We start from the raw sequence: 25,774 nt of genomic DNA, 5'->3' as shown, positions 1-25,774 counted from the left end.
CGTCAGTGACGAGGAGGCTGAAGCTGAGCCCACGGAAAGCGAAGTGGCCAGCCCGGTTGAAGAGTATGCATCACTATTCAGTTTAATACGACTTTATCTACAGTCTGAAACCATCCGAAGACGGATGGTTTTTTTATGACTTACTTTAGGCAAAAAAACCAACACAGCGTTCTCTTAAGAAGGCGTGTTGGTTTTTTTCAGCTATGAACTAATTCTTTTTCTTCTACAGCAGGGAAGGGCTCACTGTGGCCTTCTTGACGGTAAACATCGAGTAGGTCACATGGACGACCGATAAAATCAGTTTGCCCATTTTTAATTTTGACAATGCGATCAGCCAAAATGTGAGCATCTTTTTCATCGTGTGTAACAAAAATAGATGTGATATTGGCTTTTTTAAGAATATCACGCAATTCTTTTCGGATTTTTTCCTGCAGTTCTGCATCCAAATTACTGAATGGTTCATCTAGCAGGAGAAGATGAGGGTTTGGCGCAAGTGCTCTAGCAATCGCTACACGCTGTTGCTGTCCACCGCTCAATTGGTGAGGGTAACGATTTTCATAGCCTTCTAATTCAACAAGCTCCAACACTTCGTGGAGACGTTTCTGCTTGGCAGACTTTTTCATGCGAAACAATCCAAATAAGATATTATCAGCAACCGTCATATGAGGGAAAAGTGCATAATCTTGAAAAACCATGCCAATGCCACGCTTTTCGGGCTGTATAAATGTTTTATTGTCACAGAGAACTTGATCTTGAATCGTTACTTTACCAACTGAAGGATTTTCAAGTCCGGCAAGAAGACGGAGAACTGTACTTTTTCCGCTTCCGCTTCGGCCAAGAATGGAGATAACTTCACCTTTTTCAATTTGCAAGGAGAAATTATCAAGTGCAACAGCTTTTGTATTTGGATAAGAAAAACAAAGATTTTCAATGGTTACGAACATATTAATCCAACTCCTTTTCCAAAAACTTGTAGAAGACCACAATTGCTAAAGCACTAATACCAACAATCAATAACGAAGCTTGAGAAGCCTCCATAATTTTTTCGTCGCTGGCATATTGGAAAGCTTTCGTAGAAAGTGTATCAAAATTAAATGGTCTTAAAATTAAAGTTAATGGAATTTCTTTTAATACATCGATAAAGACTAGAATAAATCCACTAATGATCGCGCCTTTCATCATCGGCATATCTACTTTAAAGAATGTTCTTGTTAGTCCTGCTCCTAAAAGGCGAGAAGCATCTTGGAAGTCCGTACCGATTTTATCGTAACCGGTCTCTATCGAGCTATAGCCAATGGCGAAAAATCGAATGATATAAGCAGTAACAAGTAAGATAAGACTAACACTGAGTACGAGTGTCGATTTTGTGCCCACTAATTGATAAAGCGGTGCTAAAAAATTGTCTAATGCCACAAAGGCAGTTACAACGGCCACTGCAATAACAGCTCCAGGAATAGAGTAACCGAGAACAGTCAATTTTGGCAACAATTTAGCCAGCCTCCCGTGTACTAGACGGGCAAAATTACCAACAATTAATGAGAAAACAATAATGGTAGCGGCACTAATACCTGCCACAAATACCGAATTTTTTATATAAGACATAAATTCATCTAACGGAATAGTACCAAAAGTTAAGATTGTCCAGTCGATTAATTGAATAACTGGAATGAAAAAACCTAGTGCTAATATTGTAAAACCATAGCCGGCTGCTGCAAATGCTTTCCACCCGGTTAACCGAATGAGCGGCAACGGACGTACTTTAGTGGAAGAATAGCTGTATTGACGTCTCCCGCGCAGAATTTTCTCAATCAGTAAAATGATAATAACAAAGCCCATTAAAGAGGCAGCGAGTTTAATCGAAGTTTCAATATCCCCTAAACCAAACCAGCTTTGGAAAATTGCTGTCGTAAACGTCTGGATGCCGTAATATTTCACAACGCCGTAATCATTTAACACTTCTAGGATAACTAAACTGGCGCCAGCAATAATCGAAATTCGTGAAATTGGGACAACTACTTGGAAAAATGTTCGCCAAGGACCTTTTCCTAGAAGTCGCGTACTTTCAATAAGCGACGCGGATTGTTGAGAAAGAAAAACTTGTGTAATGGTGTAAACGTAAGGATATAAGAAAACCGTATAGATAAAAATAGCGCCCGGTAAATTCATGATGTCAAAATATACAGGGTTGAGTTCCATATTAAACTGTCCACGAAGTGTCGACTGGATTACCCCGGTATAATTGAAGATTCCATGATAAGTGTATGCTCCAATAAAAGGAGGAATAGAAAGAGGCAAAATCAATGCCCATTTTAAAAACTTTCGGAAAGGGAACTGGTACTGGGCAATCAGCCAAGCTAAACTTAGACCGATGAAAATCGTTGAACCTGCTGTGGCAACAACGAGGATCAAGGAGTTTTTGACAAACGACCAGAGGACGAATTCTTTCATATGCTCCCAATTTTCGTTAGAAGGTGTGAATAACCCTGTCACAATTGTCATGTTCGGCAAAAACAGTGCAGCAATAATCGCGATGGCTGCGACTGTCCAAATATTTATGTTAGCGAGTCTTCGTTGCATAGCATTAGTCACCTTTCCAATCGTCAGAAATCCCTTGCCGTTATAGAATACAGCAAGGGAAGAGCTTTTTGGTTATTTCCAACCTACCTCATTAAAGATTAAAATCGATTTGGCGTTGTTGTCTCCTAGTGAAGAAAGTGGGATATCTTGTTCTTTGAATTCGCCCCATGATTTCAATAGCTCAGAAGGTTCAACAGCTGAGTTTACTGGGTATTCATAGTTAGCTTCTGCAAATGTTCCTTGTGCTTCAGGTGCAGATAGGAATTCAAGTAATTTGATGGCATTGTCTTTGTTAGTCGCAGATTTTACGACACCTGCACCACTAACGTTAACGTGAGTTCCTGTTGTTTCTTGGTTTGGGAAGTAAATACCAAGATTTTCTGCAACTTCTACTTCAGCAGCATCTTCAGAATTTAACATTTGACCGAAATAGTAGCTGTTCATAATCGCAACATCACCGACTCCAGCTGCAATCGCTTTTGCTTGGTCACGATCCCCGCCTTCAGGATCACGTGCAAAGTTTTTAACTAATCCGGCAGCCCATTCTTTTGCTTGTTCTTCACCATCAATTTCGATAAATGAAGCAAGTAAAGATTGGTTGTAGATATTTTCAGAGCTACGGATTAATACGCGGCCATTCCACTGATCTTCTGTTAAAGCATCATAAGTTGATAAATCTTCAGGTGTTACTGTGTCTTGGTTATAAACAATCACACGAGCGCGTTTCGTTAAGCCATACCACATTTGATCTGTATCGCGGTAATTTTCAGGAATTTGCTCCTCTAGTAGGTCACTAGTTACAGTTTGCAATAAGCCATCTTCTTTTGCACGGAATAGACGGCCAGCATCAGCAGTTAGGAATAAGTCTGCTTCAGTAGCATCGCCTTCACGCTTAATGCGTTCAAGCAATTCGTCTGCATCGCCTTTAATCAAGTTAACTTTAATACCTGTTTCTTCTTCGAATTTTTTATATAGTTCATCGTCAACATCATAATGTCTTGCTGTATATAGGTTAACTTCATTACCATCGGTTTCTTCGTTTTGATCAGCTTCATCGTCGTTTCCGCAAGCTGCTAAAACAAGAAGTAACAATGCTAAGATAAGATATAAGGATTTCTTCATGTATGTCTCTCCCTTTATATATGTAATTGAGAAGTTAAATGAAAATCATTCTCAACCTCAATTATAAAGAGCTAATTGAGAATGTCAATTAGAAACAGCCAACTATCTTATTTTTTTGGAATTGTGTCTAAAAAATGATTTTATTAAATCTCATTTTTAAAAAACGAAAAAACATCCTTTGCCAAGTCTGGTAAAGGATGTTTTTCGATTTATTAACTTTCTTTTTAGTTTGCAATGCTTAATCCATTGCGGCGTGCCACTTGAGCAAGTGCTTGATTTAAGTCCTGAACTAAATCATCAGAATGTTCAAGTCCTACTGAATAGCGCAATAAGCCATCGGTAATTCCTCGTTTTTCACGTTCTTCTTTTGGCATAGAGCCATGAGACATTGTGGCTGGATAGGACAAGATTGATTCTACTGCACCAAGACTGACTGCAAATACGGGAATTCTTAAATGCTCTACAAAAGTTCGAGCAGACTTTTTATCAGCTAAGCGGAAAGAGAGGACAGCTCCTGCACTCTTTGCTTGACGTTCGTGAATAGGGTTGCCGGGGTGGAATGAAAATCCTGGGTAATAAACTTCTTCGATTAGCGGATGATTGTGCAAGTATTCAGCAATCACACGAGCGGATTCGGATGATTGACCTAAACGAGCCCCTAACGTTTTAATGCCTTGAATTAGCAAATAGGAATCTTGTGCGCCTAAAACAGATCCAAACGTATTTTGGATAAAGGCGAGGCGATTGCCAAGCTCTTCGTCCTTCGTAACAGCGAGTCCGGCAATAATATCACTATGACCAGACAAAAATTTTGTGGCACTGTGTAGCACAATATCAGCACCAAGTTCTAACGGGTTTTGATAAAGGGGGGTCATAAAAGTATTGTCGACAAATGTTAAGCAATCATTTGCTTTTGCTAATTTTGCAGCGATTTCAATATCTGTGATGTTCATAACAGGATTTGAAGGCGTTTCTAAGTAAATAACTTTTGTATTAGGTTGAATAGCATTGGCCATTTCATCTAAATTGGTCATATTTACAAATGTATATTCAATCTTAAATTTATCCAATACTTCTGTGATAAAGCGGTAAGTACCCCCGTAAACATCTTCGGAAACAAGTACGTGATCACCAGAAGATAAAAGCATAAATGCAGAAGAGATGGCAGCCATTCCTGATGAAAAGGCAAAGCCACGTGTACCGCCTTCAAGTTTTGCGATTGTTTCTTCAAGTGCAAGACGCGTAGGATTACCTGAGCGACTATAATCAAATGGACCAAAAGAATCTAAGCTTTTCTGATGAAATGTAGAAGACAAATAGATCGGTACGTTAACGGCCCCAGTAAGTGGATCAACTCCAGTAGAGTGAATAAACTTGGTTTCAATACGATCGGTCATATTCAACAACCTCCTCTTTCAATTTTGAAAATGCTTGTGTTAAGTCAGCGATTAAATCCTCAGCTAGTTCAACGCCTACAGAGAATCGTAGCAGACGGTTGCATACGCCGCGCTTTGTCCGTTCTTCAAAAGGAATATCTGCGTGAGTTTGTGTGGCAGGATAGGTGATGAAACTCTCAACACCGCCGAGGCTTTCAGCAAACGTGATGAGCTTAATGTTTTTTAGGAAGGGTCCAATCCAAGCTTCTTCCTGTAATCGGAAAGATAGCATACCACCTTTCCCCGGATACAATACGTCCGATACAACTGGCTGATGAGACAAAAATTCTGCAATTGCTTTGGCATTCGCTTCGTGTTGTCTCATACGTAATGGTAATGTCTTTAACCCTCGAACCAATAACCAAGAGTCGAAAGGTGAGAGGACAGCCCCAACCGAGTTGTGGAATGTGGCTAATTTATCGCAAATCTTCTCTCCTTTAGCAGCCACAAGTCCAGCCAATACGTCATTATGACCTCCGATGTATTTAGTGGCGCTGTGAATTACGATATCAGCTCCAAGCTGGATAGGTTGCTGGAAAAAAGGTGTTAAAAATGTATTATCTACTATTAATAGGAGTTTGTGTTTTTTCGCTAATGCGGCATAAGATACCAGGTCAATTTCCTGCATAAGCGGATTGGTAGGCGTTTCGATAAAAAGAGCCCGCGTGTTTATTGTTATTTTCTTTTCTGTTTCTTCTACGTTTTTAAATTCAGCATATATTGGATGGATGTTATAAGCGGCTGCGAAATGATCTAATAGGCGATACGTACCGCCATAAATATCTTCTGGCACTAATAGTTCATCGCCTGGTCGGAATAAAGACAAAACTAGTTGAATGGCGGCCATTCCAGAGCTGCATGCATATGCGGCATCTGCTCCTTCAAGTTCAGCAAATCCTTCTTCTAAAACAGAACGTGTTGGATTTTTTGTCCGTGTGTAATCATAGCCAGTCGATTGCCCAAGACCTTGATGTTCATAAGCGGTGGATAAGTAGATAGGTGGATTTACTGCTCCTGTCGCGGCATCGCTACGGTTCCCTAATTGAACCAATAAAGTTTCTAAACTATGTTTTGTCATTTTGCTCATCCTCTCCACGATAAAACAGGGGCTTTCTTCTTTTAAGAAGAAAGCCCCTGTTAGGAAACGCATTCTTCTCATCTTTTAGGCAAAGCCTATTGGATTTAGCACCGTAGTCTTCGTCGGACTGGTTGCTGAGACTTCGCAGGGCCAAATCCCTCCGTCTCTCTAGATAAGAAATATCTTATTAAATTTAGGGTGTTTCTGTTTCGATGTTCCTTATCATAAATCATTTGGGGACAGAAAGCAAGGTAGAATTTTAATTAGTTTGAATAAAAAGAAAAAACAGCGGAATCTACACGGCAGCTTTCACTTTTCTTATTGTCTAGCTCCAGCTGCCAGATTCTCGGGTCATAAGCTACTCTAGCTGTGCGGCTGAAAAAACGCCGCTTTGCTAGAGCGTCTTATGCCCGTCGAATCTACACGGCAGCTTCCACTCTTCGTATTGTCCAGTTGCAAGTGCCTAGCTCCTCGGGTCATAAGTCAACCCAGCTGCGTGGCAAAGAACGCCACACTGCTGGTCTGTCTTATGCCTGTCGGAGCTGACCAGGCACTTTCACTTTTCGTGTTGTCTAGCTCTAGTGGCTAGTCCCTCGGGGTCTTAAGTCAGCCCACTACGGAAATCAGGATTTCCTGCGTGTTCTGCCTTAAGCCTGTCGGGACTACATAGCCACTTCCGCTTTTCTTTCATGAGCAGAAAAAGGGATGTTTTTATCAAACATCGCTACAATAGAGAGGAATAGGAGTGAAAGTCATTATGTCAATCAAGAAATTCGAAGATATTCCGTTGTCTGTGCTAGATTTAGCACCTATTAATAAAGGTGCGGAAACGGCACAGGCATTCAAAAATAGCGTGGAGTTAGCCCAACATGTGGAGTTACTTGGCTTTAACCGCTTCTGGCTAGCTGAACATCATAATATGCCGGGAATTGGTAGTTCGGCAACATCTGTGTTAATCGGCCATATTGCTGGTGCGACTAAATCAATCCGTGTAGGTTCGGGTGGCGTAATGCTTCCAAATCATGCACCACTCGTGATTGCGGAGCAGTTTGGTACGTTAGAAACAATTTATCCAGGACGGATTGACTTGGGTCTAGGACGTGCACCCGGGAGTGATCAAGCAACGGCTCATGCATTGCGTAGAAGTTTACACAGCAATGGGGAGGACTTTCCACAACAAGTAGCAGAACTGGAAAATTATTTCTCGGAAAATCCAGTAGGACGTGTACAAGCTTTCCCAGGAACTAATATGAAAGTGCCGATGTGGTTACTCGGCTCGAGTGGCTTTAGTGCACAGCTTGCTGCTTTAAAAGGTTTGCCTTTTTCATTTGCTAGTCATTTTGCGCCTGATTATATGATGCAAGCCTTGCAGTTGTACCATCAAAACTTTAAGCCATCTAAAGCATTAGCGGAACCATATGCTATGCTTGGAGTAAATGTTATTATTGCGGAAACACAAGAGCGAGCAGAATGGTTGGCAACTTCCTCGCAGCAGCAAATGTTCTCATTGATGAGAGGAGAGCCAACCACATTCCAGCCCCCAATCGATAAGCTAGAAGACGTTTGGACAGATCGTGAAATTGCGATTTTCCGAGATAAATTAAACTCTGAATCGATGATGGTTGGAACTCCTGAGCTCGTTAAACAAAAACTGAAAAACTTTATCCAAAAAACACGTGCCCATGAAGTGATTGTCCATTCACCAATTTTCTATCATGAAGAGCGCCTAAAGTCATATGATTATCTAGCAGAAATGATGAACTAAGAAAAAAATATGTACAAAAAATCACCTCTCTATTCATAAGAGAGGTGGTTTTTTAATGTTAATGAAGATCTTTTGCTTTTACTTCTTCACGACGCCGTTCTTTTAACATCTCGTTTTCTTCATCGGCTGCAAAATCGGGTGAACCTTCGCCAATCATATTCAGAATTGCATTAAAGTCTTCATCTAGTCGACGCTCAACTTCTTGCGGATCAAGGACTTTGCGTTCCATTATGACCAACCTCCTTATTTAATAATCAGCAGCCACCTGACAAAAAACAAGAATTTTAATTCATTTCTATTATACAGAATATTTTGTTTAATAGCCAAAGAAGAGCTTGACTCATATTAAGGCTGATTGATTTTTGCATTTAATATCATTGATTCAAAAAACACAGCAGAGGATTTTTCATTCCATTCCAAGGAAGTTAAATCTGCAGTCCGTTTATCAATATAACCATAAGCTAGCTGGGTGCGGGGGTCATCCGTCAATTCCAGTTTCACTAAAGGACCTTCAGGTGTTAACCAGTTTAACTGAGATAGACGATTTTCCAATGTAAAGTCAATCCACTGATCTTCAATTTCTTCTTCATCAAATAAGGGTTCTGGCGAAGCCATCAACCAAGTCTGACTTGTGTGCTTAGGAGGAAGCCACAGATTTTTTGATAATACACCTTCATCTACTGACATTTCGGTAATTTCATGACGCAGTTCCTGCACCCAATTGCCATTACCCAGTTGAAGATTCCGTGATACATACACATTACCAACTAACATTTCGCCGTCTGGAGTCGTGAAGATGCCATAAGGGTTGGTAGTAGGATCGGAACCGTAAACGTCTTCGTCAAGTCGGGCAGGTGGCTCAGGATTCCAAGATGTAAAATCTGCACCGTTAAGACCATTAACATTCATTGAAAATGTATATGGAATCCAACTAGTATTTTTGATTTCTTCAAAAATAATTGATGTCCCATTGGAAAGCGAACGGTCAACAAGGGTATAGGTCCCGACATTTAAGCCAAGGAAAGTCAGTTGATAAAACTGTGTTAAGTCTGTTCCATTTTCACTAACCTCAGGCTCTTTAAGAGAAATGAATGTCGGCTTTTCAAGCGCTAACGTTATATTATTTTCAGAGTAAAGTTCGACTTCGTTTTTTAAAAACATGACTGCTGTAAAAATGAACAGCGACATAAAAAATACAACACTTACTAAAATTATGATTTTTCTAAACACATTTTCCACCTCTGTTTTCTGCAAGATTGCCAAATCTGATTATAACATGTGAAAGGCTAGGGATCTGTTTGACATTTGAGCATCAAATGAACAAATAAAAGAAACGAAAAATAGTCATAAAAAAACAGGTGCCCAAAGGACACCTGTTACAATACTTTATCTAGAAAATCTTTTGCGCGTTCGGTTTTAGGATTGCTGAAAAATTCAACAGGTTGACCTTCTTCAACTAACACCCCGTGATCTAAAAAGATGACACGATCTGCAACTTCACGAGCAAATCCCATTTCATGTGTAACAACAACCATCGTCATCCCAGATTGTGCTAAGTCTTTCATAACGTCAAGTACTTCTTTAACCATTTCAGGATCAAGTGCTGATGTCGGTTCATCAAACAGCATCAGTTCTGGTTCCATTGCCAAGGCACGAGCAATGGCTACACGTTGTTTCTGACCACCTGACAAGCTATTAGGATATGCTTTTTCCTTTTCCGATAAGCCCACACGTTCGAGCAAAAGACGAGCTTTCATTTCTGCTTCCGCTTTCTTAATTCCTTTTGCTTTTATCGGAGCGTACGTTAAATTCTCAAGTACCGTTAAATGAGGGAATAAATGAAAGTGCTGAAACACCATCCCAATTTCTTGGCGGATTTTGTGTATATTTTTATTAGAAGCGGTCAAGCTTTTGCCGTTAATTTCAATGGTGCCGGCAGTTGGCACTTCCAACAAATTTAAACAACGCAGGAAAGTTGATTTACCAGAACCAGAAGGACCGATGATTGAAACGACTTCACCTTTGTTTACAGTAGCTGAAATATCACTGAGAACTTCATTCGTGCCGAACTTTTTGTATAAATTTTGTACATTAATCACTTTGTTTCAGCCTCCGTTCAAACACTCTACCAATCATCGTTAAGCCCATTACAAGACACCAGTAGATGAATCCAACAAATAATAACGGCTCGAAATTACGGAACAAATCAGCACCAACCACTTGTGCACGTCTCATTAAATCGAGATAACCAATGGTAGAAACGATGGCAGATTCTTTAGTTAAGGTAATAAATTCATTCATTAGCGCAGGTAAGATGTTTTTTAAAGCCTGAGGCAAAATGATGTCTTTCATCATCGCGCGGTAGGGCACACCAAGTGCTTGTGCAGCCTCCATTTGCCCTTTATCAACTGCTTGTATACCGGCACGGATAATTTCTGATATGTAGGCGGATGAATTTAATCCAAAAGCCAGAATAGCCGACAGAAATGCTGAAATATCATATCCGGTTAACTGTGGAGTGGAAAAGTAAATAATCATCAATTGCAGAATCAGTGGTGTTCCACGAAAAATGGATGTATAGGCATCCGCAAACCAACGTAACGGTTTGATGCTACCAATTTTAAACAAAGCCAATAATGTTCCAAGAATGGATCCAAGAATGATAGCAAAAAATACGAATTTTAAAGTTGCCCATATCCCTTCAAGCATGAAAGGGATATAGGGGACAATTTGAGAAAAATCCAGGTTCATAAGTTACAACTCTTTTCTACAGGTAAGTTTACTCTTCTTCAGATAACCATTTTTCTTTTAGTTCATCCAATTTTCCGCTTTCTTCCATTTCGGCAAGTACACCGTTAACATCTTCTAAAAGCTCGCTGCCTTTAGGGAACGCAACAGCCATGCCCGGTGAAGCTGTTGTTGGGTCATCGAATGCACTAAGGTCTTGCGCTTCAATATAACCAAGTGCAACTTGTTTATCAATATAAGCAGCATCAATGCGACCAGATAAAATTTCCTGGATTAATGCGCCCGAATCGTCTAAAGCTTTCAACTCAAAATTGATGCCTTCGTCAGCGATGATGCTTTTCGCGCCTTCTTCTTGGATCGTCCCGAGCTGAACACCAACCGTTTTACCTTCTAAAGATTCGAGACTCGTAAGTCCTGAATCTTTCGCTGTAACGAACATTTCGCCAGAGTGGTTGTATTCTGTAGAGAAATCGACATTCTCTTTACGAGAGTCTGTTGCAGACATACCCGCAATAACCATATCAACACGATCATTTTGCAAAGCACCGATCAAGCCATCAAATTTCATATCTGTAATTTCAAGTTCGTATCCAAGTTCGTCTGCAATGTGGTTTGCGAGATCAATATCGAAACCAACAATATCGCCTTCTGTGTTACGTGATTCAAATGGAGCGAATTCTGCAGATGTTCCCATCTCTAATACTTCTTTTTTCTCTGAAGATCCTGTTTCTTCTTCACTAGAACTTCCGCAAGCTCCTAGTACTAATGCAGATGATGCAAATAAAGTGATAAATGATAATTTCTTAATCATGTATATTCCTCCAATGGTTTTGTATGTTTATTCATTTTAATGAATTTTAACACATCAAAAATTATTTGGGAAGGAATTTTTGGATAAATTTATTGTTTATATTTTCTGATAATTAAAGTGGCCCAAAAGAGAGTGTTGGGAAAGAAAAGAGGGTGTGCGTATAATAACGATTAGGAGGAGATACAATTGAGAAAATTACTGTTAACCGGTTTTGAACCTTTTTTGGAATATACGGTCAACCCGACTATGAAAGTAGTAGAAGCGTTGGATGGAAAAACAATCGGCAATTACCAAGTTGTCGGCAAAATAATGCCTGTAGATTTTAATTCGTCTGGAGAATTTTTGCTCAAGTTTATGGAAAAAGAAAATCCGGATGCTGTGATTTCACTTGGACTTGCAGCGGGGAGATATAAAATTACACCTGAACGAATCGCATTGAATGTCAAAGATGGCGATGTTGATAATGAAGGCAATAAACCTGTTGATGAGCCGATTCGACAAGAAGGAGAGGCAGCTTATATGTCGACCTTACCCGTTCGAAAAATGGTTGATCATCTACTAACTAATGGCTTGCCCGCAGAAATTTCAAATACGGCTGGTGCATATCTATGTAATAACGTGATGTATGAAGGGTTGCATTTTGCTAAGCATAAGAAACCTACGTTGAAAACGGGCTTTATTCATATTCCCGCGTCACATGAGTTGGCGATTCAGCATGGTCGGATTCCAAGCTGGTCACATGAAGACCTGGTTAAGGGCATTCAAATTTGTATTGAAGTATTAGACAAAGCATAAAAAACGGACCGCAATTTGCGGTCCGTTTTTTTGATGCTTAAATGATTTCCCAGTTGCGACGTTCGGCAACTGTGCGTAATTTCGGTTTTGGTTGAACGGCTACAGGGTGACCGACAAGTTCAAGAACAGGTAGGTCTGAAGGGCTGTCGCCATATGCATAACTGTTAGCCCAGTCAATATCACAGCCTTCTAATGCTTCTTTGATTTTTTTCGTTTTCAGCGTACCTTGAATATGTGACAAAGGTGTCTGATGATCTAATATATTATTGTTGTAGAAAACTTCTGTCCCAATAATGGTTTTAATGGGTAATTGTTCAGTCACGGCGTGAAGTAAGGGAGTAAAGGCTCCAGAAACGAGCATGACGTAATCATTGTTTGCCACATGTTCTTTTAATCGCGCCACCACTGTTGGATTCATATCCCCGTGCATTCGATCTGCAATCTCACCGAAAAATTGTTCGAGTTCAGTTTTTGTAAAAGTCTCCAACGAAGACAAGTATGCTTGAACCGAACGTTCACGCATTTTCCATTCAGGATAAATTTTTAGTCGATGCCCAATATAAGGTGGCATAATAGCCCGGTAAAATTGACGGTAACGTTTGCTATGTTCGGGATGATTTTTTAAATGACTCATCATTAACTGGAAAGTTTCTTTTGAATACAATGTTCCATCAAAATCAAATATGGCTACGCGCAAAGAAATCAGCTCCGGTTCTCTTTTTTTCTATAGTTTTCATCATAGCGGAAAATAACGATATCTTCCAGCAAGTGACGGTTGTATGTTTATGTATTTTAGTCTATAGGGTATGGAATAAGAAATAACGGATTAAGCTACAGGAGGTTTTAAAATGGAAAAACAACAGATTACAGTCGGGTATGTAGAGTTAACACAGGACGAATCAGACCGACTATTTGAAGAAGTTAAAAAAGACAAAGATATTGAAAATTATAGTGAACTTCAAGGGTTGATGGACGACTTTGATTCAATCATTATTGAACCTGAAGCCCGCCCACTCGACGAAATTCTAGAAGGTGAAGATACACCAAACGCACGCGAACAAGGTGGCACTCGCTATATTGAAGTCTTTAATAAACTTGAAGATGACAACCGTTATCGTTTTAAATCATCCAACCAAGAATAGAATAAAAGCGATCCCCAAAGTCGGAATTCATGACTTTGGGGATCACTTTTTGAATAGAGAAGTTAAATACATTTCAACTAAGTGAATGAAAGTATTTATTGTAAGAAAAATGGAACTTTTTGATAACTGCTTCGTATACTAGTCAATTCTATTTTTATCACACAAAAAGGGGGAATAAAGCATGGGCAATTTTATAAAGACTAAAAGACTTATGGGGCTATTATTAATGATTGTTTCTTTTTTACTCATAGCTGGATGTTCAGAAAATGGTGAAGCCATAGAGGTAGAAACTGAAGGAGCGGTCGATTCTGTTGAACAAGACAAAGCGGCCATTCAAGCTGTTATTGAAAAACAATTTAACGGTCCAGACGAAAAGTACCGCGAATTATGGAATGCTGCAATGGACAGTCAAACAGGTGAGATGGATGAGGAACAATATAATACTTGGTTGAATTCACCGGAATATAAAGCGTTAATTGCATATATGGACGATACGTATGCTTCTTATTTTACCGATAATGCGTATGAGACATTTAAGAATACAGATGCTTTTATGTATAGCTTGTCGGATCGTGAATACAAATTAAGCACAGATAATATAAAAATCATCCAAAATGATACCGAAAAGACTTTGTATACTTTCACATTCCAAGTGCTGTTTGAAAACGAAACAGGTGAACCCGAAACCTTTGATTTTGATGGCGAGGCAATCGTTCCGACAGCAGGAAAAATCGGGAAAATTCAAGTTACCAATCAACAGAGACTATTAGAGAAAATAACATACTAACAAAAAAAGAGAGGAAAACCATACTTACTGGTTTTCCTCTCAGCTTGTAGACAAAAGAATTATTATGTTAGTTAACGAATGAATATTCATCTCATCCTATATACTAGATCCTTCGCTCCATGCGGACGCTTTCCGCGGACGAAGCGCTGAGCCTCCTCGTCGCAAGCTCCTGCGGGGTCTCATCACTCCGTTTTTCCGCAGGAAAGTCAGTGACCGAAGGGACTTCGGGCAATGGCTTTGCGACGAAGCTAGCGCAGCGATGCAGGAGCATATCTTTGCCCTTCGCCGCATTGCGCTCCGAATCCTTGTGTGATTACTCATTAATCCTCTTAAAAAGTGGAATTGCTGGTTACTCTCTCTAATTAGAGCTATATCCTAACAACCGTTCTGGCCACGAAGACTCCTATGGGACAGCGAAAGCTGAAGACCCCGCAGGAACGCAAGTGACGAGGAGGCTGAAGCTGAGCCCATGGAAAGCGCAGTGGCTGGAACGGTTGTGGTTATACAAAACTATACATTTTCAATAGACTTTGTCTACAGTCTGAGAGGAAAAACCAAACTTACTGGTTTTCCTCTTTTGCGTTATTCTTCGACATTGGCAATGCAACGTTCACATTCATAAATAATAGATTCGCGGCGTTCTTTGATGACACAGCCACATTCCCGGCATTCTTTTTTTGTACGCGTTTCGAAAGTTTGAGTGTTTTTCATTTCGATCTCCTCCAATAGTTTAGTTTAGTTTTTCATAACCTGGCAGTGTCAAAAATTCTGCAAATTCACTTTCTAAAGTAAGGCTTGTAAACAACTCACGGGCTTCCGCATAATTACCGGTTGAATATCTTGTTTCGCCAACCTGTTGTTGGATTTTAGCCGTTTCTTCTTCAATCACTTTATGGAACAAAGGAAGGTCGATATTTCGTCCGTCCTCTAAAACACCTTTAGGATGGCGAATCCATTGCCATATTTGAGAACGGGAAATTTCAGCAGTTGCAGCATCTTCCATTAAGTTATGGATAGGAGCCGCGCCGTTACCTGATAACCAGGAAGCGATGTATTGAATGCCGACTGAAATATTTGAGCGTAATCCCTCTTCCGTAATCGTACCAGTGGGCACTTCTACCAATTGTTCAGCAGTAACTTGCACGTCTTCACGTTTGTTATCAATTTGGTTTGGCGTAGGCATGTGCTCGTCAAACTGTTCCATCGCGATCGCGACCATTCCAGGATGAGCGACCCATGTGCCATCATGACCGTCCATGGCTTCACGTCGTTTGTCTTCCGCCACTTTTTGGAAAGCCGCGGCATTGGCTTCGTCGTTTCCTTTAACAGGAATTTGTGCTGCCATTCCGCCAAGCGCCGGTGCATTACGTCTGTGACACGTTTTAATACACAGTTGTGTGTAAGCACGCATAAACGGTACCGTCATGGTTACTTGTGAACGATCCGGGAAAATGTATTCCGGTAAATTCCGCATACGTTTAATCACACTAAAAATATAGTCCCAACGTCCGCAGTTTAAGCCAGCTGAATGTTCGCGTAATTCGTATAAAATTTCGTCCATTTCAAAAGCGGCCATAATGGTTTCAATCAATACCGTTGCACGTATCGTCCCTTGAGGAATGTCTAATTCGTTTTGTGCAAATACGAACACATCATTCCAAAGACGTGCTTCTAAATGACTTTCCATTTTGGGGAGATAGAAATAAGGACCAGTCCCGCGTTCAATCAATTCCTTCGCGTTGTGGAAAAAATATAATCCGAAATCGACTAAGCTACCCGAAATCGGCTGGCCATCAATAAGAATGTTTTTCTCCATCAAGTGCCAACCACGAGGGCGAACCATTAAAACTGCTGTTTTTTCATTTAACGCATATTTTTTTCCGGTTTCAGCAACTTCAAAGTCAATTTTTCGTCGAACCGCATCACGTAAGTTGATTTGCCCATCAATAACGTTAAACCAATTGGGGGCAGTTGCGTCTTCTAAGTCTGCCATAAACATTTTAGCTCCTGAATTTAATGCGTTAATCAGCATTTTGCGATTTGTTGGACCTGTGATTTCAACACGTCGATCTTTCATATCTTCAGGTAGGGGAGCAATTGTCCAATTGTTGTTGCGAATGTGCTTTGTTTCTGGCAAAAAATCTAATTTTTTCCCAGCATCTATTTCTTTTTGTCGAACTTGTCGCCTTTCTAAAAGCTTGACACGTTGCTTATCAAAATTAGTATGCAGCTTTTCAATAAAGTCTAATGCTTCAGGAGTTAAAATCGTTTCCATTCCTGGAACTTCTTCACCTTTTATCGTCATTGTCGATTTTGTTAACAAACAAATCATCCCTTTCTGAAAAAAAATTAATCTACTGTATTAATACAGTTTGTTTTGATGTATATTAATATATAACAGAAAATTCTAACTGTCTTCTAAACAGGACAAAAAGGATTATTCAGCGATAAAAGCGACTATTTGGCGATAAACACATTTGAAAGGGGAGTCGGAGATGGAGAACACAATGTTGGAACAAATGGGTTTTATTATTGGGGATTGGATACCGAAAGAAGCATCGATCGCAATTGCGGTAGAAAATAGCTATATCTACTATAAAGCGGGAGTTCATGACTTACAGATTCGAGAAGGCCAGCTGGTACTTCCTGGTAGTATTGCTGCTCGTGCGAAAAAAGAAGGTCAGCGAGTTGAAATGTTTGTCGAAGAGTCTGTTTTTGGAACCCCATATTACGGCATTGGCTATCCGGTCAAGCTAGGAGAAAAAGAAAGCGTACTCGTTATTATTTTGCCACCAGATTATTTAGTTCGTAAAAATAAACCAATTCGATTTCTAACTGGCAAGTATGAAGATACTTGGCGTCCCATTCCTGTAACTAAAGTTTCTCATATTGAGAGCAGCCAAAAAAAAACGTGGTTTTATACAGATGATGAAACGTATTGTGTAATACATACATTGAAAAACTTAAAGCCCCAATTGCCAGATAGTTTTTTACCGATTCATCGATCTTATATCGTTAATATTGATTATATAGAAGAAATTTCGCGTGATATTGCATCAAATTATCAGTTGACGCTTAGAGACGGCTCAATTTTACCCGTTAGTCAAAATTATACGGCTAGTGTTAGAGCACGTCTCGGTTTCTAGTAGTATGTAAAAAAGCCAGCTGGGATTGTTCCCTCAGCTGGCTTTTATGCGAATATTTTTCCGGGATTTAGTAAATTAGTGGGGTCTAACATTTGCTTCATATTTTTCATAATGGTCACGGCAGCTCCATGTTCTGCATCTTGATACTTAATTTTGCCAAGCCCGACACCATGCTCACCTGTACAAGTTCCTTCGAGCTCAATGGCACGATAAGCTAGTTTTTCGTTAATCTTCTCCGCAGCAAGCTGCTGTTTAGGATCCTTGGCGTCATAGGCAATCGAAGTATGAAAATTACCATCGCCAATATGGCCTAAAACACCACCTTGTAATCCACTTTCAGAAATTAGTTCACGAGCATAATCAATCAGTTCAGGAAGTTTAGATATAGGAACGCATACATCTCCACCAGTAATCGTCATGCCTGCTTGATGCCGGTATGCGTAAGCCATTTCATGACGCGCTTTCCAAATCGAAGCGCGTTCTTCAGAATCCGCCGCAATTCGCCAGTTTTCACAATTCATATCTGTTAATAATTCCTGTGCTAATGCGGCTTCTTCTTCGGCTGTACTTTTCATGCCAGCAAACTCAAAAAATAACGAGTGCTTTTCAGGAAGTCCGTAATTCCCATAATCGTTCACTTTTGCAATGCTGTATGCATCAACAAATTCCATGCGTTGAACTGGAATGCCGCTAAGCAAGATCATATGAGCGGCTTCTGCACATTGATGAGGTGTCTCAAATGTGCAGCTAGCAGCAATTGTGTGCTCAGGAATACCATGAAGTTTTAACGTGATTTCTGTAATAATGCCAAGCGTTCCTTCAGATCCGGTAAACAGTCCGGTCAAATGATAGCCTGAAGACGATTTTTTTGCTTTAGTGCCCGTATGAAGAAGGGTCCCATCTGCTAATACAATTTCTAAATCGATAATTTGATCCCGCATAACACCATAACGAACTGCGGTCGTTCCGCTAGCATTCGTAGCTGTCATTCCACCAATTGTGGCATCTGCGCCGGGGTCTATCGGAAATTGCAATCCATGTCGATTAACAATGCTATTCAATTGAAGGCGAGTGATTCCTGGTTGGACTGTCACTAGTAGATCTTCCGGTGAGAATTTCACAACTTGATTCATGCGCTCGAAATTTAGTGAAATTCCGCGCATTGTTGGAATTGCTTGTCCTTCTAAACCAGAGCCGCTGCCAAAAGGCGTAACAGGAACCGATGCTTCACGAGCAATTTTCATAATGGCTAATACATCTTCTGTGGATTCTGGAAAGCAAACAACTTCAGGCTCTACAGGTGTGTGGTCGGATTCGTCGTGACTATGTCGGTACAATTCGCTAACGCTAGTCGAATATTGATCTGTTTTTAATATGTGCTTTAACTCGATCTTCCATTTGCTTGTCATGTAAATGCAACTCCTTTAAGTAGACGAGAATTTGTGAAAATCAACTTTAAGATCATAAATAAGATTATAGCAAGTAGTTAGAAAATTTCGATTTCCTCTATACAAATGAAAGTGTCTATTCTATACTTTCTGTATACAGTATACACTCTGTGGAGTAAATATAAAGAGGGGAGGAATTATGGAAAAGATCACGAAACAAGCCACGTTGGCAGATCGTGCCTACGAATATATCAAAAAAATGATTATTACAGGAGAACTAAAGCCTGGTCAAGAATTGCCAGAAGAAAAGTTAGCGTATGAACTTGGTATAAGTAGAACGCCTTTACGAGAAGCATTAAAAAGATTAGCGATGGATGCATTAATTGAGTTAAGAAACCTAAAACCCGCAGTAGTAGCGGCTTTTACTTCTCAAGACATTATTGAGATTATGGAACTTCGCCGATTATTAGAAATCAAAGGCCTTGAAAATTTAACGGATGTGGAGCAACGACCAAATATTGATGAACTGATGGTCAATATAGAACGTCAATTGCAGGCAGTGCAAGAAAAAAAAGTGGTGGAATTTATGGATTTAGATCAAGAATTTCATGCTTTGTTATACCAAAACCACCGCAATAACCGTCTAAAAGAAATGATAAATACTATTAATAGCGGTGGGAGCAGAGCTTTTTTGTTGCTATCTGATACGGCAACCGACAGTTCAAAAAAAGCATATGAAGAACATCTGTCCATACTCCAAGCGATAGAACAAGGAGACTTGAAAAAAGCCAAACAGCAGTTAGGTATTCATTTAGATAATATTGAAAACCGACTACTGAAATACAGTACACAGGAGGAACTATGAAAAAAATACTTGGATTATTACTTATTGGATTATTTATCTTATCAGCTTGTGGACGACCAGACAGTGGAACAACTACTACAGAAGATGGAGAAGCCGGAGAAGAAACTTATACACTCCGACTTGCACATTTAGTACCGGAAGAACAATCATCCCATGTAGCAGCAGTAGCATTTAAAGAAAAATTAGAATCAGAATCAGATGGTCGCTTAATCGTAGAATTGTATCCGAATGGTCAATTATATGGTTCTGACCGTGAAGCGATTGAAGCCGTACAACTTGGAAACATCGAAATGACAATTCCAGCTGTTGCCGCAATGGCTTCGTTTAACGAAAAATTCCAAGTGTTCGATTTGCCATTCTTATTTAATAACAACGAAGCAGCTTATAAAGCATTGGATGGGGAACTTGGTCAAGAATTAATGGCAGACCTTGAAAATAATGATTTAAAAGGCTTGGTTTTCGGTGAAAACGGATTCCGTCATGTTTCTAACAATGAGGGACCCATTGAATCTCCAGAAGATATGGAAGGCTTGAAGATGAGAACGTTAGAAAGCCCATTGCATACAGATACTTTTAATGCATTCGGTGCCAATGCATCGCCGTTTGCTTTTGGAGAACTTTATACAGCATTGCAACAAGGCACATATGATGCAATGGATTGCCCAATCTCCCTTTACTACACGAACAAATTTTATGAAGTTCAAGATTACTTAACATTGACAGGGCATGTATATGCAGCAACTGCTTTACTGATCAATGACGATGTTTACAACAGCCTTCCAGAAGACTTGCAAGAAATTATGACAGAAGCAGCAGAAGAATTCCGTACAGAACAACGTGCATTAGCACAGCAACAAGACGGTGAGTTCCTTGATAAACTTAAAGAAGAAGGAATGCAAATTAATGACTTAACAGACGAGCAGCGTAACGAGTTCCGTGAAGCAGCAAAATCTGTTTACACAAAATACGAAGATCAAATTGGTCAAGATTTAATCGATCAAGCATTAGCAGCAAATGAATAACAGTTGAAAAATCAAGGAAGAAATTCCTTGATTTTTCGTTTTATGAAAGGAAGTGCATGCATGATTAAGAAATTTGAGAAAGCAGAAGAGGCCTTTCTGGTTTTGACATTAGTACTGATGGTTGCTTTAATTTTTGGTCAAGTTGTTGGTCGTTATGTGTTTTCGAATGCGCCAAGTTGGACAGAAGAAATGGCCCGGTATATACATATCTTTCAAGTGTGGATTGGAGCAAGTTACGCCGTGAAATTGCGAGAGCATATTCGTGTAGAGGCTTTTATTACCCGATTTAAGGGATTGCCTAGAAAGATTTTGGAAACGATTACTCTCATAATTTGGTTTATCATGGCTTTGTTTTTAGCTTATTTTGGAACAGACTTAGTATTAAGCAGTATTACGAACGGACAAGTCACGCCAGCAATGCAGTTGCCGATGTGGATTCCATTTTTAGCGATTCCGCTAGGTGGGGCGGGTATGTGTATTCGCCTAATTCAGCAATTAGTGAAGATATGGCAAGGGGATTATGAAATGCATAAGGGAGGGGACCTTCCGGCATGACGATAGCTCTTTTATTTGGCACTTTATTTGTTTGTTTGTTAATCGGTGTACCCATTGCGATTGCTTTAGGCGTTTCAGCTTTGACAGCGATTTATTTTGGTACCACTTTGCCACTTAGCATTATTACGCAAAAAGCATTTACCTCTCTCGATTCATTTCCACTGCTTGCGATTCCTTTTTTTATGCTTGCTGGAATATTGATGGGTAAAGGTGGTGTTTCTAAACGCCTGCTCGCATTTGCCGCGTCCTTAGTTGGTTGGATGACAGGTGGTTTAGGGATGGTAACGATTGTGGCATGTATGTTTTTCGCAGCCATATCAGGTTCTGGTCCTGCAACTGTAGCCGCGATTGGTGGCTTTATGATTCCGGCAATGGTTGCCAGAAAATATGATGGTGGCTTTGCTTCAGCAGTTGCTGCAGCTGCAGGATCGATTGGCGTCATCATTCCACCAAGTATTCCATTTGTTCTCTACGGAGTTATTGGCGGGGTTTCAGTAGGAAGCATGTTTTTAGCGGGCATCATTCCAGGGATAATTATTGGTTCTGGTCTATTAATTACTGCTTATATCATTTCAAAAAAGCGAGGCTATAAGCCTGAGCCGGGGGAAGCTTCTACTTTTAAATTTAAAGACGTGTTGGTGACGTTTTGGGACGCCAAATGGGCATTATTAATTCCTGTTATTATTCTTGGTGGTATATATGGTGGCATCTTTTCGCCAACTGAAGCAGCCGTAGTAGCGGTCGTTTATGCTATAATAATTGGCAAATTCGTTTATAAAGAATTATCTTGGCAAGGTCTTTACGAAAGCTTTCGACAAGCGATTGTGATAAATTCCACGACCATGATTATCATCGGATTATCTGTATCATTTGCATACTTTATGACCATTGAACAAATTCCTGGCGAAATCTCGGATTATTTAACGGCGTTATCGAGTAATCCACTCGTTATTTTACTCGCAATTAACTTATTACTGCTTGTAGTCGGAATGTTTATCGATACCATTTCAGCATTAGTGGTATTAACACCCATTTTACTGCCGATTGTGGTGAGTGTGGGAGTAGACCCTGTACATTTTGGGGTTATTTTAGTAGCCAATTTAGCAATTGGATTTGTCACACCACCTCTTGGTGTTAACTTATTTGTGGCTTCAAGTGTGGGAGGCGTTCGTTTTGAGAAAATTGCCTATGCGGTAATTCCATTCTTGCTTTCAATGATTGTTTGTTTGCTTATTATCACATTTATTCCAGCGCTGTCTTTATGGTTGCCAGGACTTTATGAATAACGAAAATTTTTACTGTAAATCGAACAAAAGAAAAGTTTTCTTTTCTTTTGTTCGATTTAGTTAAGAGAAAGGTTGTCACCTATGAGCATCTCAATTAATAGACGCATTGAGTCTATTCAAATTTCCGGTATCCGCCAGTTTTCAAATCAATTAATCGATTATCCAGAAGCGATTAATCTAACAATCGGACAGCCTGATTTTCCAACGCCTGAAGCGGTAAAACAAGCCGCGATTACAGCCATTCAAAACAATCAAACAAGTTATACCCATAATGCAGGATTGCTTGAGTTAAGAGCGGAAATCGCTTCTTTTTTTCAAGATACGTATGCGTTGGAATTTAATTCGCAAACAGAAATTATCGTTACTAATGGGGCCAGTGAAGGATTAGACTCGCTTTTTCGTGCGATTTTAGAGGAAGGTGACGAAGTCATCTTGCCAGCGCCAGCTTATCCTGGATATGAACCAATTATTCAATTGTGCGGAGGAAAAGTGGTTTATTTGGATACTTCAGATACTGGTTTTCAACCAGACCCTGAGCGTCTTGAAAAGTTAATCACAGATCGTACAAAAGCGGTATTAATGAATTTTCCTTCTAATCCGACAGGTGTCACGATGGAATCGGCTCAACTTGAAAAAGTTGCAGCTGTTCTTGAGAAGCATGAAGTATTTATCGTTACCGATGAAATTTATAGTGAAAATTCGTATGGTGAAAAGCATATGACATTTGCACGCTTTGAAAAATTGCGTAACCGAACATTTCTCGTCCATGGTTTATCGAAATCCCATTCGATGACAGGTTGGCGAATTGGCTTTGTTTTAGGGCCGGAAATGTATATGAAACACGTATTAAAAGTTCATCAATACAACGCCATTTGTGCAGCTGTGCCAAGTCAATACGCGGCACTTGAAGCCATGAAAAACCAGCGTCATATACCTGCTGAAATGAACATCGAATACATTAAACGAAGAGATTTTGTCTATAAACGATTAACGGATATGGGTATTGATGTAGTCTTGCCAAAAGGCGCGTTTTACATTTTCCCCTCTATTGAAAAATTCGACATGACTTCTTTTGATTTTGCGATGCGCTTATTAAAAGAAGGTGGAGTAGCAGCAGTACCAGGCTCTGCATTCACTAAATACGGTGAAGGATTTGTGCGTATTTCTTATGCTTATAGCATGCCGGTTCTTGAAGAAGGAATGGATCGACTAGAACAGTTTATTCAGACGTTAAAATCAAGTAACTAACCCTTAAGTGAATAGGAGCTGATATGTATAGTTAACGCACACTATTTTTATTTTAAAGACGATGGCAGAATCCCAAACAATACAACGCTTAGTGTAATTTATTACCCGGCCGTTTTTAAAGCGAATCCAGAAAAAATTGAACAAGTATTTAATGAGCATGGATGGCGAAATAGCTGGACTGGTGGAGTTTTTAACTATCATCATTACCACAGCAACACTCATGAAGTTTTAGGGGTACGCAGCGGTTCCGCCGTGCTGCGTATTGGCGGTGATCATGGAGAAAATTTTCGTGTAAGTACGGGTGATGTTGTCCTGTTACCTGCTGGGACAGGTCACAAATTGCTAGAGTCGAGTCAAGACTTTCAAGTAATAGGAGCTTATCCAGAAGGCAAGTCTTACAATTTGAAAACGGGGAAGGTGGAAGAACGGCCTTTTGTATTGGATGATATACAAAATACGCCGGTGCCAAAAACAGACCCCGTTTTTGGCAGTTCCGGACCGGTTACCAAACATTGGTCATAAAAAATTGAAAGCCCTTTGCCGAGTGTTAGCAAAGGGCTTTCAATTTATAGTTTCAATCGTATCAATGAACCAAAGCAGGTTCGAAAAACTCTTTATATAATTCATTCAAGATTTTTTGTTCATCTTCTTTCAAAATTCCGAACACCAAACTTACTTCGGAAGATCCTTGGTTAATCATTTCAATATTAACGCCTGTTCTTGCAAAGGCATTCGCTGCGCGAGCTGTTAAACCTTTTTGATTGTTCATGCCTTCGCCCACCAAAACAACCATTGAGAAATCGCTACGGATATGAACATCATCAGCGTTCAGTTCAGATTTCACACGATCTATGATGCGTTGTTCTTTATCAGACGACAATTGATGACTACGTAAAATCACAGACAAGTTATCGATGCCGGACGGGATGTGCTCGTATGAAATCGCTTCGTCTTCCAAAATTTGAAGAAGCTTGCGACCAAAACCAATTTCGCGGTTCATCAAGTATTTACTAACATATAAAGTTGAGAACCCGCTATCCGCTGAAATTCCTGTTACGGGGCGAAGTGAATGGTCACGTTCTGCAACAATCATTGTACCGGGTGCGGAAGGGTTATTCGTATTGCGAATGCACAACGGAACAGCTGCTTTAAAAACAGGCATAAGAGCTTCATCATGCAAGACGGCAAATCCAGCATATGAAAGTTCTCGCATTTCTCGGTACGTCATTTGTTCGATTGCTGCAGGATTCTCGACAACTTGAGGATTTGCTGCAAATACGCAGTCAACATCGGTAAAGTTTTCATAGAGTTCTGCTTTTACAGCAGCGGCAAGGATAGACCCGGTAATATCTGAGCCTCCACGTTCAAATGTCCGTAATGTTCCACCTTTTGTATAACCGAAAAAGCCAGGGAACACGGAAATGGTTTTTTTGTTTTTTAGATCAGCCAGTCGCTCATAAGCTTCTGGAAGTGCTTGTGCACGTTCCGGCAAGTCATTCACAAATAAACCCGCGTCAAACGGATTAACGTACTCTGCTGGCATACCAATGGACGTTAAGTACGCAGCTATTAGTTTTGCAGAATTGTCTTCACCACTTGCTTTGATCAAATCCGCAAAAAGAGGTGGAGAACTTTTATCTGATTGAAGACGGTTTAAGAGGTCTGTTTCGATGATATGAGTAACCTTGTGATCTAGCCCTAATTCTTCCGTGATTTGTGCGTATCTTTCCACAACCTTGGCAAGCGCCTCATCTGTTGATTCATCACGAAGTGCCGCTGCTGATAAGTTAATCAGCAAATCTGTCACTTTGACGTCTCCAGCGAATCGCTTACCTGGTGCAGAGACAACGACAATTTTACGAGATGGCTCTGCTTTAACGATGGCTGCCACTTTTTTTATTTGTTGTGCACTAGCTACTGAAGTCCCGCCAAATTTGCTTACTTTCATCCAATCAAGTCCCATCTTTTTTAATAGTCTGTAAAAGGGTTGTTTTAACTAATAT

General features: G+C 40.0%; 26 protein-coding genes and 1 riboswitch. Of the genes, 11 read left to right on the top strand and 15 right to left on the bottom strand.

Annotation, left to right across the window (positions count from 1 at the left end; genetic code table 11):
- Positions 1-197: 197 nt before the first annotated feature.
- From GPDM_RS15415 to GPDM_RS15395, 5 genes are all read right to left on the bottom strand, one after another.
- A complete protein-coding gene (locus GPDM_RS15415; protein WP_008432842.1) occupies positions 198-944 on the bottom strand; it encodes an ABC transporter ATP-binding protein in 747 nt (248 codons plus the stop codon).
- Between the two features lies 1 nt (position 945).
- The gene (locus GPDM_RS15410) at positions 946-2,577 is read right to left on the bottom strand and encodes an ABC transporter permease (RefSeq protein WP_008432840.1); all 1,632 of its coding nucleotides are present in this window, start codon (positions 2,575-2,577) and stop codon (positions 946-948) included.
- A 72-nt stretch (positions 2,578-2,649) separates the two neighbouring features.
- Entirely contained in the window at positions 2,650-3,699 is a 1,050-nt protein-coding gene (locus GPDM_RS15405) for a Fe(3+) ABC transporter substrate-binding protein (RefSeq protein ID WP_008432839.1), read from the bottom strand.
- A 224-nt stretch (positions 3,700-3,923) separates the two neighbouring features.
- Entirely contained in the window at positions 3,924-5,096 is a 1,173-nt protein-coding gene (gene metC / locus GPDM_RS15400) for a cystathionine beta-lyase (RefSeq protein ID WP_008432836.1), read from the bottom strand.
- Positions 5,080-6,213, bottom strand: a complete 1,134-nt coding sequence (locus tag GPDM_RS15395) for a methionine biosynthesis PLP-dependent protein (protein WP_008432834.1) — start codon at positions 6,211-6,213, stop codon at positions 5,080-5,082. Before GPDM_RS15395 ends, metC begins: the two co-directional genes overlap by 17 nt.
- Before the next feature lie 74 nt (positions 6,214-6,287).
- Positions 6,288-6,392, bottom strand: a riboswitch (SAM riboswitch).
- A gap of 578 nt (positions 6,393-6,970) precedes the next feature.
- On the opposite strand from GPDM_RS15395, the gene GPDM_RS15390 reads away from it, so the two are divergent.
- Entirely contained in the window at positions 6,971-7,978 is a 1,008-nt protein-coding gene (locus tag GPDM_RS15390; RefSeq protein WP_008432832.1) for an LLM class flavin-dependent oxidoreductase, read from the top strand.
- 58 nt (positions 7,979-8,036) lie between these two features.
- On the opposite strand, the gene GPDM_RS16770 is transcribed toward GPDM_RS15390, so the two are convergent.
- The 5 genes from GPDM_RS16770 to GPDM_RS15370 all read right to left on the bottom strand — a co-directional run bounded on the left by GPDM_RS16770 (position 8,037) and on the right by GPDM_RS15370 (position 11,537).
- Positions 8,037-8,207, bottom strand: coding sequence for a hypothetical protein (locus GPDM_RS16770; protein ID WP_008432829.1), 171 nt, complete (start codon positions 8,205-8,207; stop codon positions 8,037-8,039).
- A gap of 116 nt (positions 8,208-8,323) precedes the next feature.
- Positions 8,324-9,166 carry a hypothetical protein gene (locus tag GPDM_RS15385; protein ID WP_192806526.1) on the bottom strand — a complete coding sequence of 281 codons (843 nt, stop codon included), beginning with the start codon at positions 9,164-9,166 and terminating at the stop codon, positions 8,324-8,326.
- Positions 9,167-9,354: 188 nt separating this feature from the next.
- Positions 9,355-10,077 carry an amino acid ABC transporter ATP-binding protein gene (locus GPDM_RS15380; RefSeq protein ID WP_008432826.1) on the bottom strand — a complete coding sequence of 241 codons (723 nt, stop codon included), beginning with the start codon at positions 10,075-10,077 and terminating at the stop codon, positions 9,355-9,357.
- Positions 10,070-10,729: an amino acid ABC transporter permease gene (locus GPDM_RS15375; RefSeq protein ID WP_008432823.1), complete on the bottom strand. Its 660-nt coding sequence runs from the start codon at positions 10,727-10,729 to the stop codon at positions 10,070-10,072. The genes GPDM_RS15380 and GPDM_RS15375 overlap by 8 nt, the downstream gene beginning before the upstream one ends.
- 28 nt (positions 10,730-10,757) lie before the next feature.
- Positions 10,758-11,537 carry an ABC transporter substrate-binding protein gene (locus GPDM_RS15370; RefSeq protein WP_008432821.1) on the bottom strand — a complete coding sequence of 260 codons (780 nt, stop codon included), beginning with the start codon at positions 11,535-11,537 and terminating at the stop codon, positions 10,758-10,760.
- Between the two features lie 186 nt (positions 11,538-11,723).
- Between GPDM_RS15370 and pcp the strand changes: the two genes are divergently transcribed.
- Positions 11,724-12,332 (top strand): pyroglutamyl-peptidase I, encoded by a 609-nt coding sequence (pcp, locus tag GPDM_RS15365; protein ID WP_008432820.1) that lies wholly within the window; start codon positions 11,724-11,726, stop codon positions 12,330-12,332.
- Positions 12,333-12,369: 37 nt separating this feature from the next.
- Here pcp and GPDM_RS15360 read toward each other — a convergent pair whose 3' ends face one another.
- On the bottom strand, positions 12,370-13,029 hold the full coding sequence (locus GPDM_RS15360; RefSeq protein WP_008432817.1) for an HAD-IB family hydrolase: 660 nt from the start codon (positions 13,027-13,029) through the stop codon (positions 12,370-12,372).
- A 151-nt stretch (positions 13,030-13,180) separates the two neighbouring features.
- On the opposite strand from GPDM_RS15360, the gene GPDM_RS15355 reads away from it, so the two are divergent.
- Together GPDM_RS15355 and GPDM_RS15350 are read left to right on the top strand one after the other, a co-directional pair.
- On the top strand, positions 13,181-13,474 hold the full coding sequence (locus GPDM_RS15355) for a hypothetical protein (RefSeq protein ID WP_008432816.1): 294 nt from the start codon (positions 13,181-13,183) through the stop codon (positions 13,472-13,474).
- 181 nt (positions 13,475-13,655) lie between these two features.
- The gene (locus GPDM_RS15350; protein ID WP_008432815.1) at positions 13,656-14,261 is read left to right on the top strand and encodes a hypothetical protein; all 606 of its coding nucleotides are present in this window, start codon (positions 13,656-13,658) and stop codon (positions 14,259-14,261) included.
- 582 nt (positions 14,262-14,843) lie between these two features.
- Here the strand turns inward: GPDM_RS15350 and GPDM_RS16765 are convergent.
- Positions 14,844-14,972 carry a hypothetical protein gene (locus GPDM_RS16765; RefSeq protein WP_008432812.1) on the bottom strand — a complete coding sequence of 43 codons (129 nt, stop codon included), beginning with the start codon at positions 14,970-14,972 and terminating at the stop codon, positions 14,844-14,846.
- 19 nt (positions 14,973-14,991) lie between these two features.
- On the bottom strand, positions 14,992-16,593 hold the full coding sequence (gene aceB / locus GPDM_RS15345; protein ID WP_100069916.1) for a malate synthase A: 1,602 nt from the start codon (positions 16,591-16,593) through the stop codon (positions 14,992-14,994).
- 163 nt (positions 16,594-16,756) lie between these two features.
- On the opposite strand from aceB, the gene GPDM_RS15340 reads away from it, so the two are divergent.
- Positions 16,757-17,407 (top strand): LytTR family DNA-binding domain-containing protein, encoded by a 651-nt coding sequence (locus tag GPDM_RS15340; protein WP_008432809.1) that lies wholly within the window; start codon positions 16,757-16,759, stop codon positions 17,405-17,407.
- A gap of 44 nt (positions 17,408-17,451) precedes the next feature.
- On the opposite strand, the gene GPDM_RS15335 is transcribed toward GPDM_RS15340, so the two are convergent.
- Positions 17,452-18,816 carry an FAD-binding oxidoreductase gene (locus GPDM_RS15335; protein WP_008432807.1) on the bottom strand — a complete coding sequence of 455 codons (1,365 nt, stop codon included), beginning with the start codon at positions 18,814-18,816 and terminating at the stop codon, positions 17,452-17,454.
- 178 nt (positions 18,817-18,994) lie between these two features.
- Here GPDM_RS15335 and GPDM_RS15330 point away from each other — a divergent pair, with 178 nt between their 5' ends.
- From GPDM_RS15330 to GPDM_RS15305, 6 genes are all read left to right on the top strand, one after another.
- Positions 18,995-19,660, top strand: coding sequence for a GntR family transcriptional regulator (locus tag GPDM_RS15330; RefSeq protein WP_008432806.1), 666 nt, complete (start codon positions 18,995-18,997; stop codon positions 19,658-19,660).
- Positions 19,657-20,682 (top strand): TRAP transporter substrate-binding protein, encoded by a 1,026-nt coding sequence (locus tag GPDM_RS15325; RefSeq protein WP_008432805.1) that lies wholly within the window; start codon positions 19,657-19,659, stop codon positions 20,680-20,682. The genes GPDM_RS15330 and GPDM_RS15325 overlap by 4 nt, the downstream gene beginning before the upstream one ends.
- Positions 20,683-20,742: 60 nt before the next feature.
- Positions 20,743-21,237 (top strand): TRAP transporter small permease, encoded by a 495-nt coding sequence (locus tag GPDM_RS15320; protein ID WP_039863495.1) that lies wholly within the window; start codon positions 20,743-20,745, stop codon positions 21,235-21,237.
- The gene (locus tag GPDM_RS15315; RefSeq protein ID WP_008432803.1) at positions 21,234-22,523 is read left to right on the top strand and encodes a TRAP transporter large permease; all 1,290 of its coding nucleotides are present in this window, start codon (positions 21,234-21,236) and stop codon (positions 22,521-22,523) included. The genes GPDM_RS15320 and GPDM_RS15315 overlap by 4 nt, the downstream gene beginning before the upstream one ends.
- A gap of 81 nt (positions 22,524-22,604) precedes the next feature.
- Positions 22,605-23,771, top strand: coding sequence for an aminotransferase class I/II-fold pyridoxal phosphate-dependent enzyme (locus GPDM_RS15310; RefSeq protein ID WP_008432801.1), 1,167 nt, complete (start codon positions 22,605-22,607; stop codon positions 23,769-23,771).
- Between the two features lie 69 nt (positions 23,772-23,840).
- Positions 23,841-24,293 carry a cupin domain-containing protein gene (locus GPDM_RS15305; protein ID WP_407918609.1) on the top strand — a complete coding sequence of 151 codons (453 nt, stop codon included), beginning with the start codon at positions 23,841-23,843 and terminating at the stop codon, positions 24,291-24,293.
- Between the two features lie 61 nt (positions 24,294-24,354).
- Here GPDM_RS15305 and GPDM_RS15300 read toward each other — a convergent pair whose 3' ends face one another.
- Complete coding sequence (locus GPDM_RS15300; protein ID WP_008432798.1) at positions 24,355-25,719, bottom strand: aspartate kinase; 1,365 nt, start codon at positions 25,717-25,719, stop codon at positions 24,355-24,357.
- Positions 25,720-25,774 lie beyond the last annotated feature (55 nt).

The organism is Planococcus donghaensis MPA1U2, assembly GCF_000189395.1.
GTDB classification, from domain to species: domain Bacteria; phylum Bacillota; class Bacilli; order Bacillales_A; family Planococcaceae; genus Planococcus; species Planococcus donghaensis_B.
This window is presented reverse-complemented; position numbering and strand designations above follow the sequence as displayed.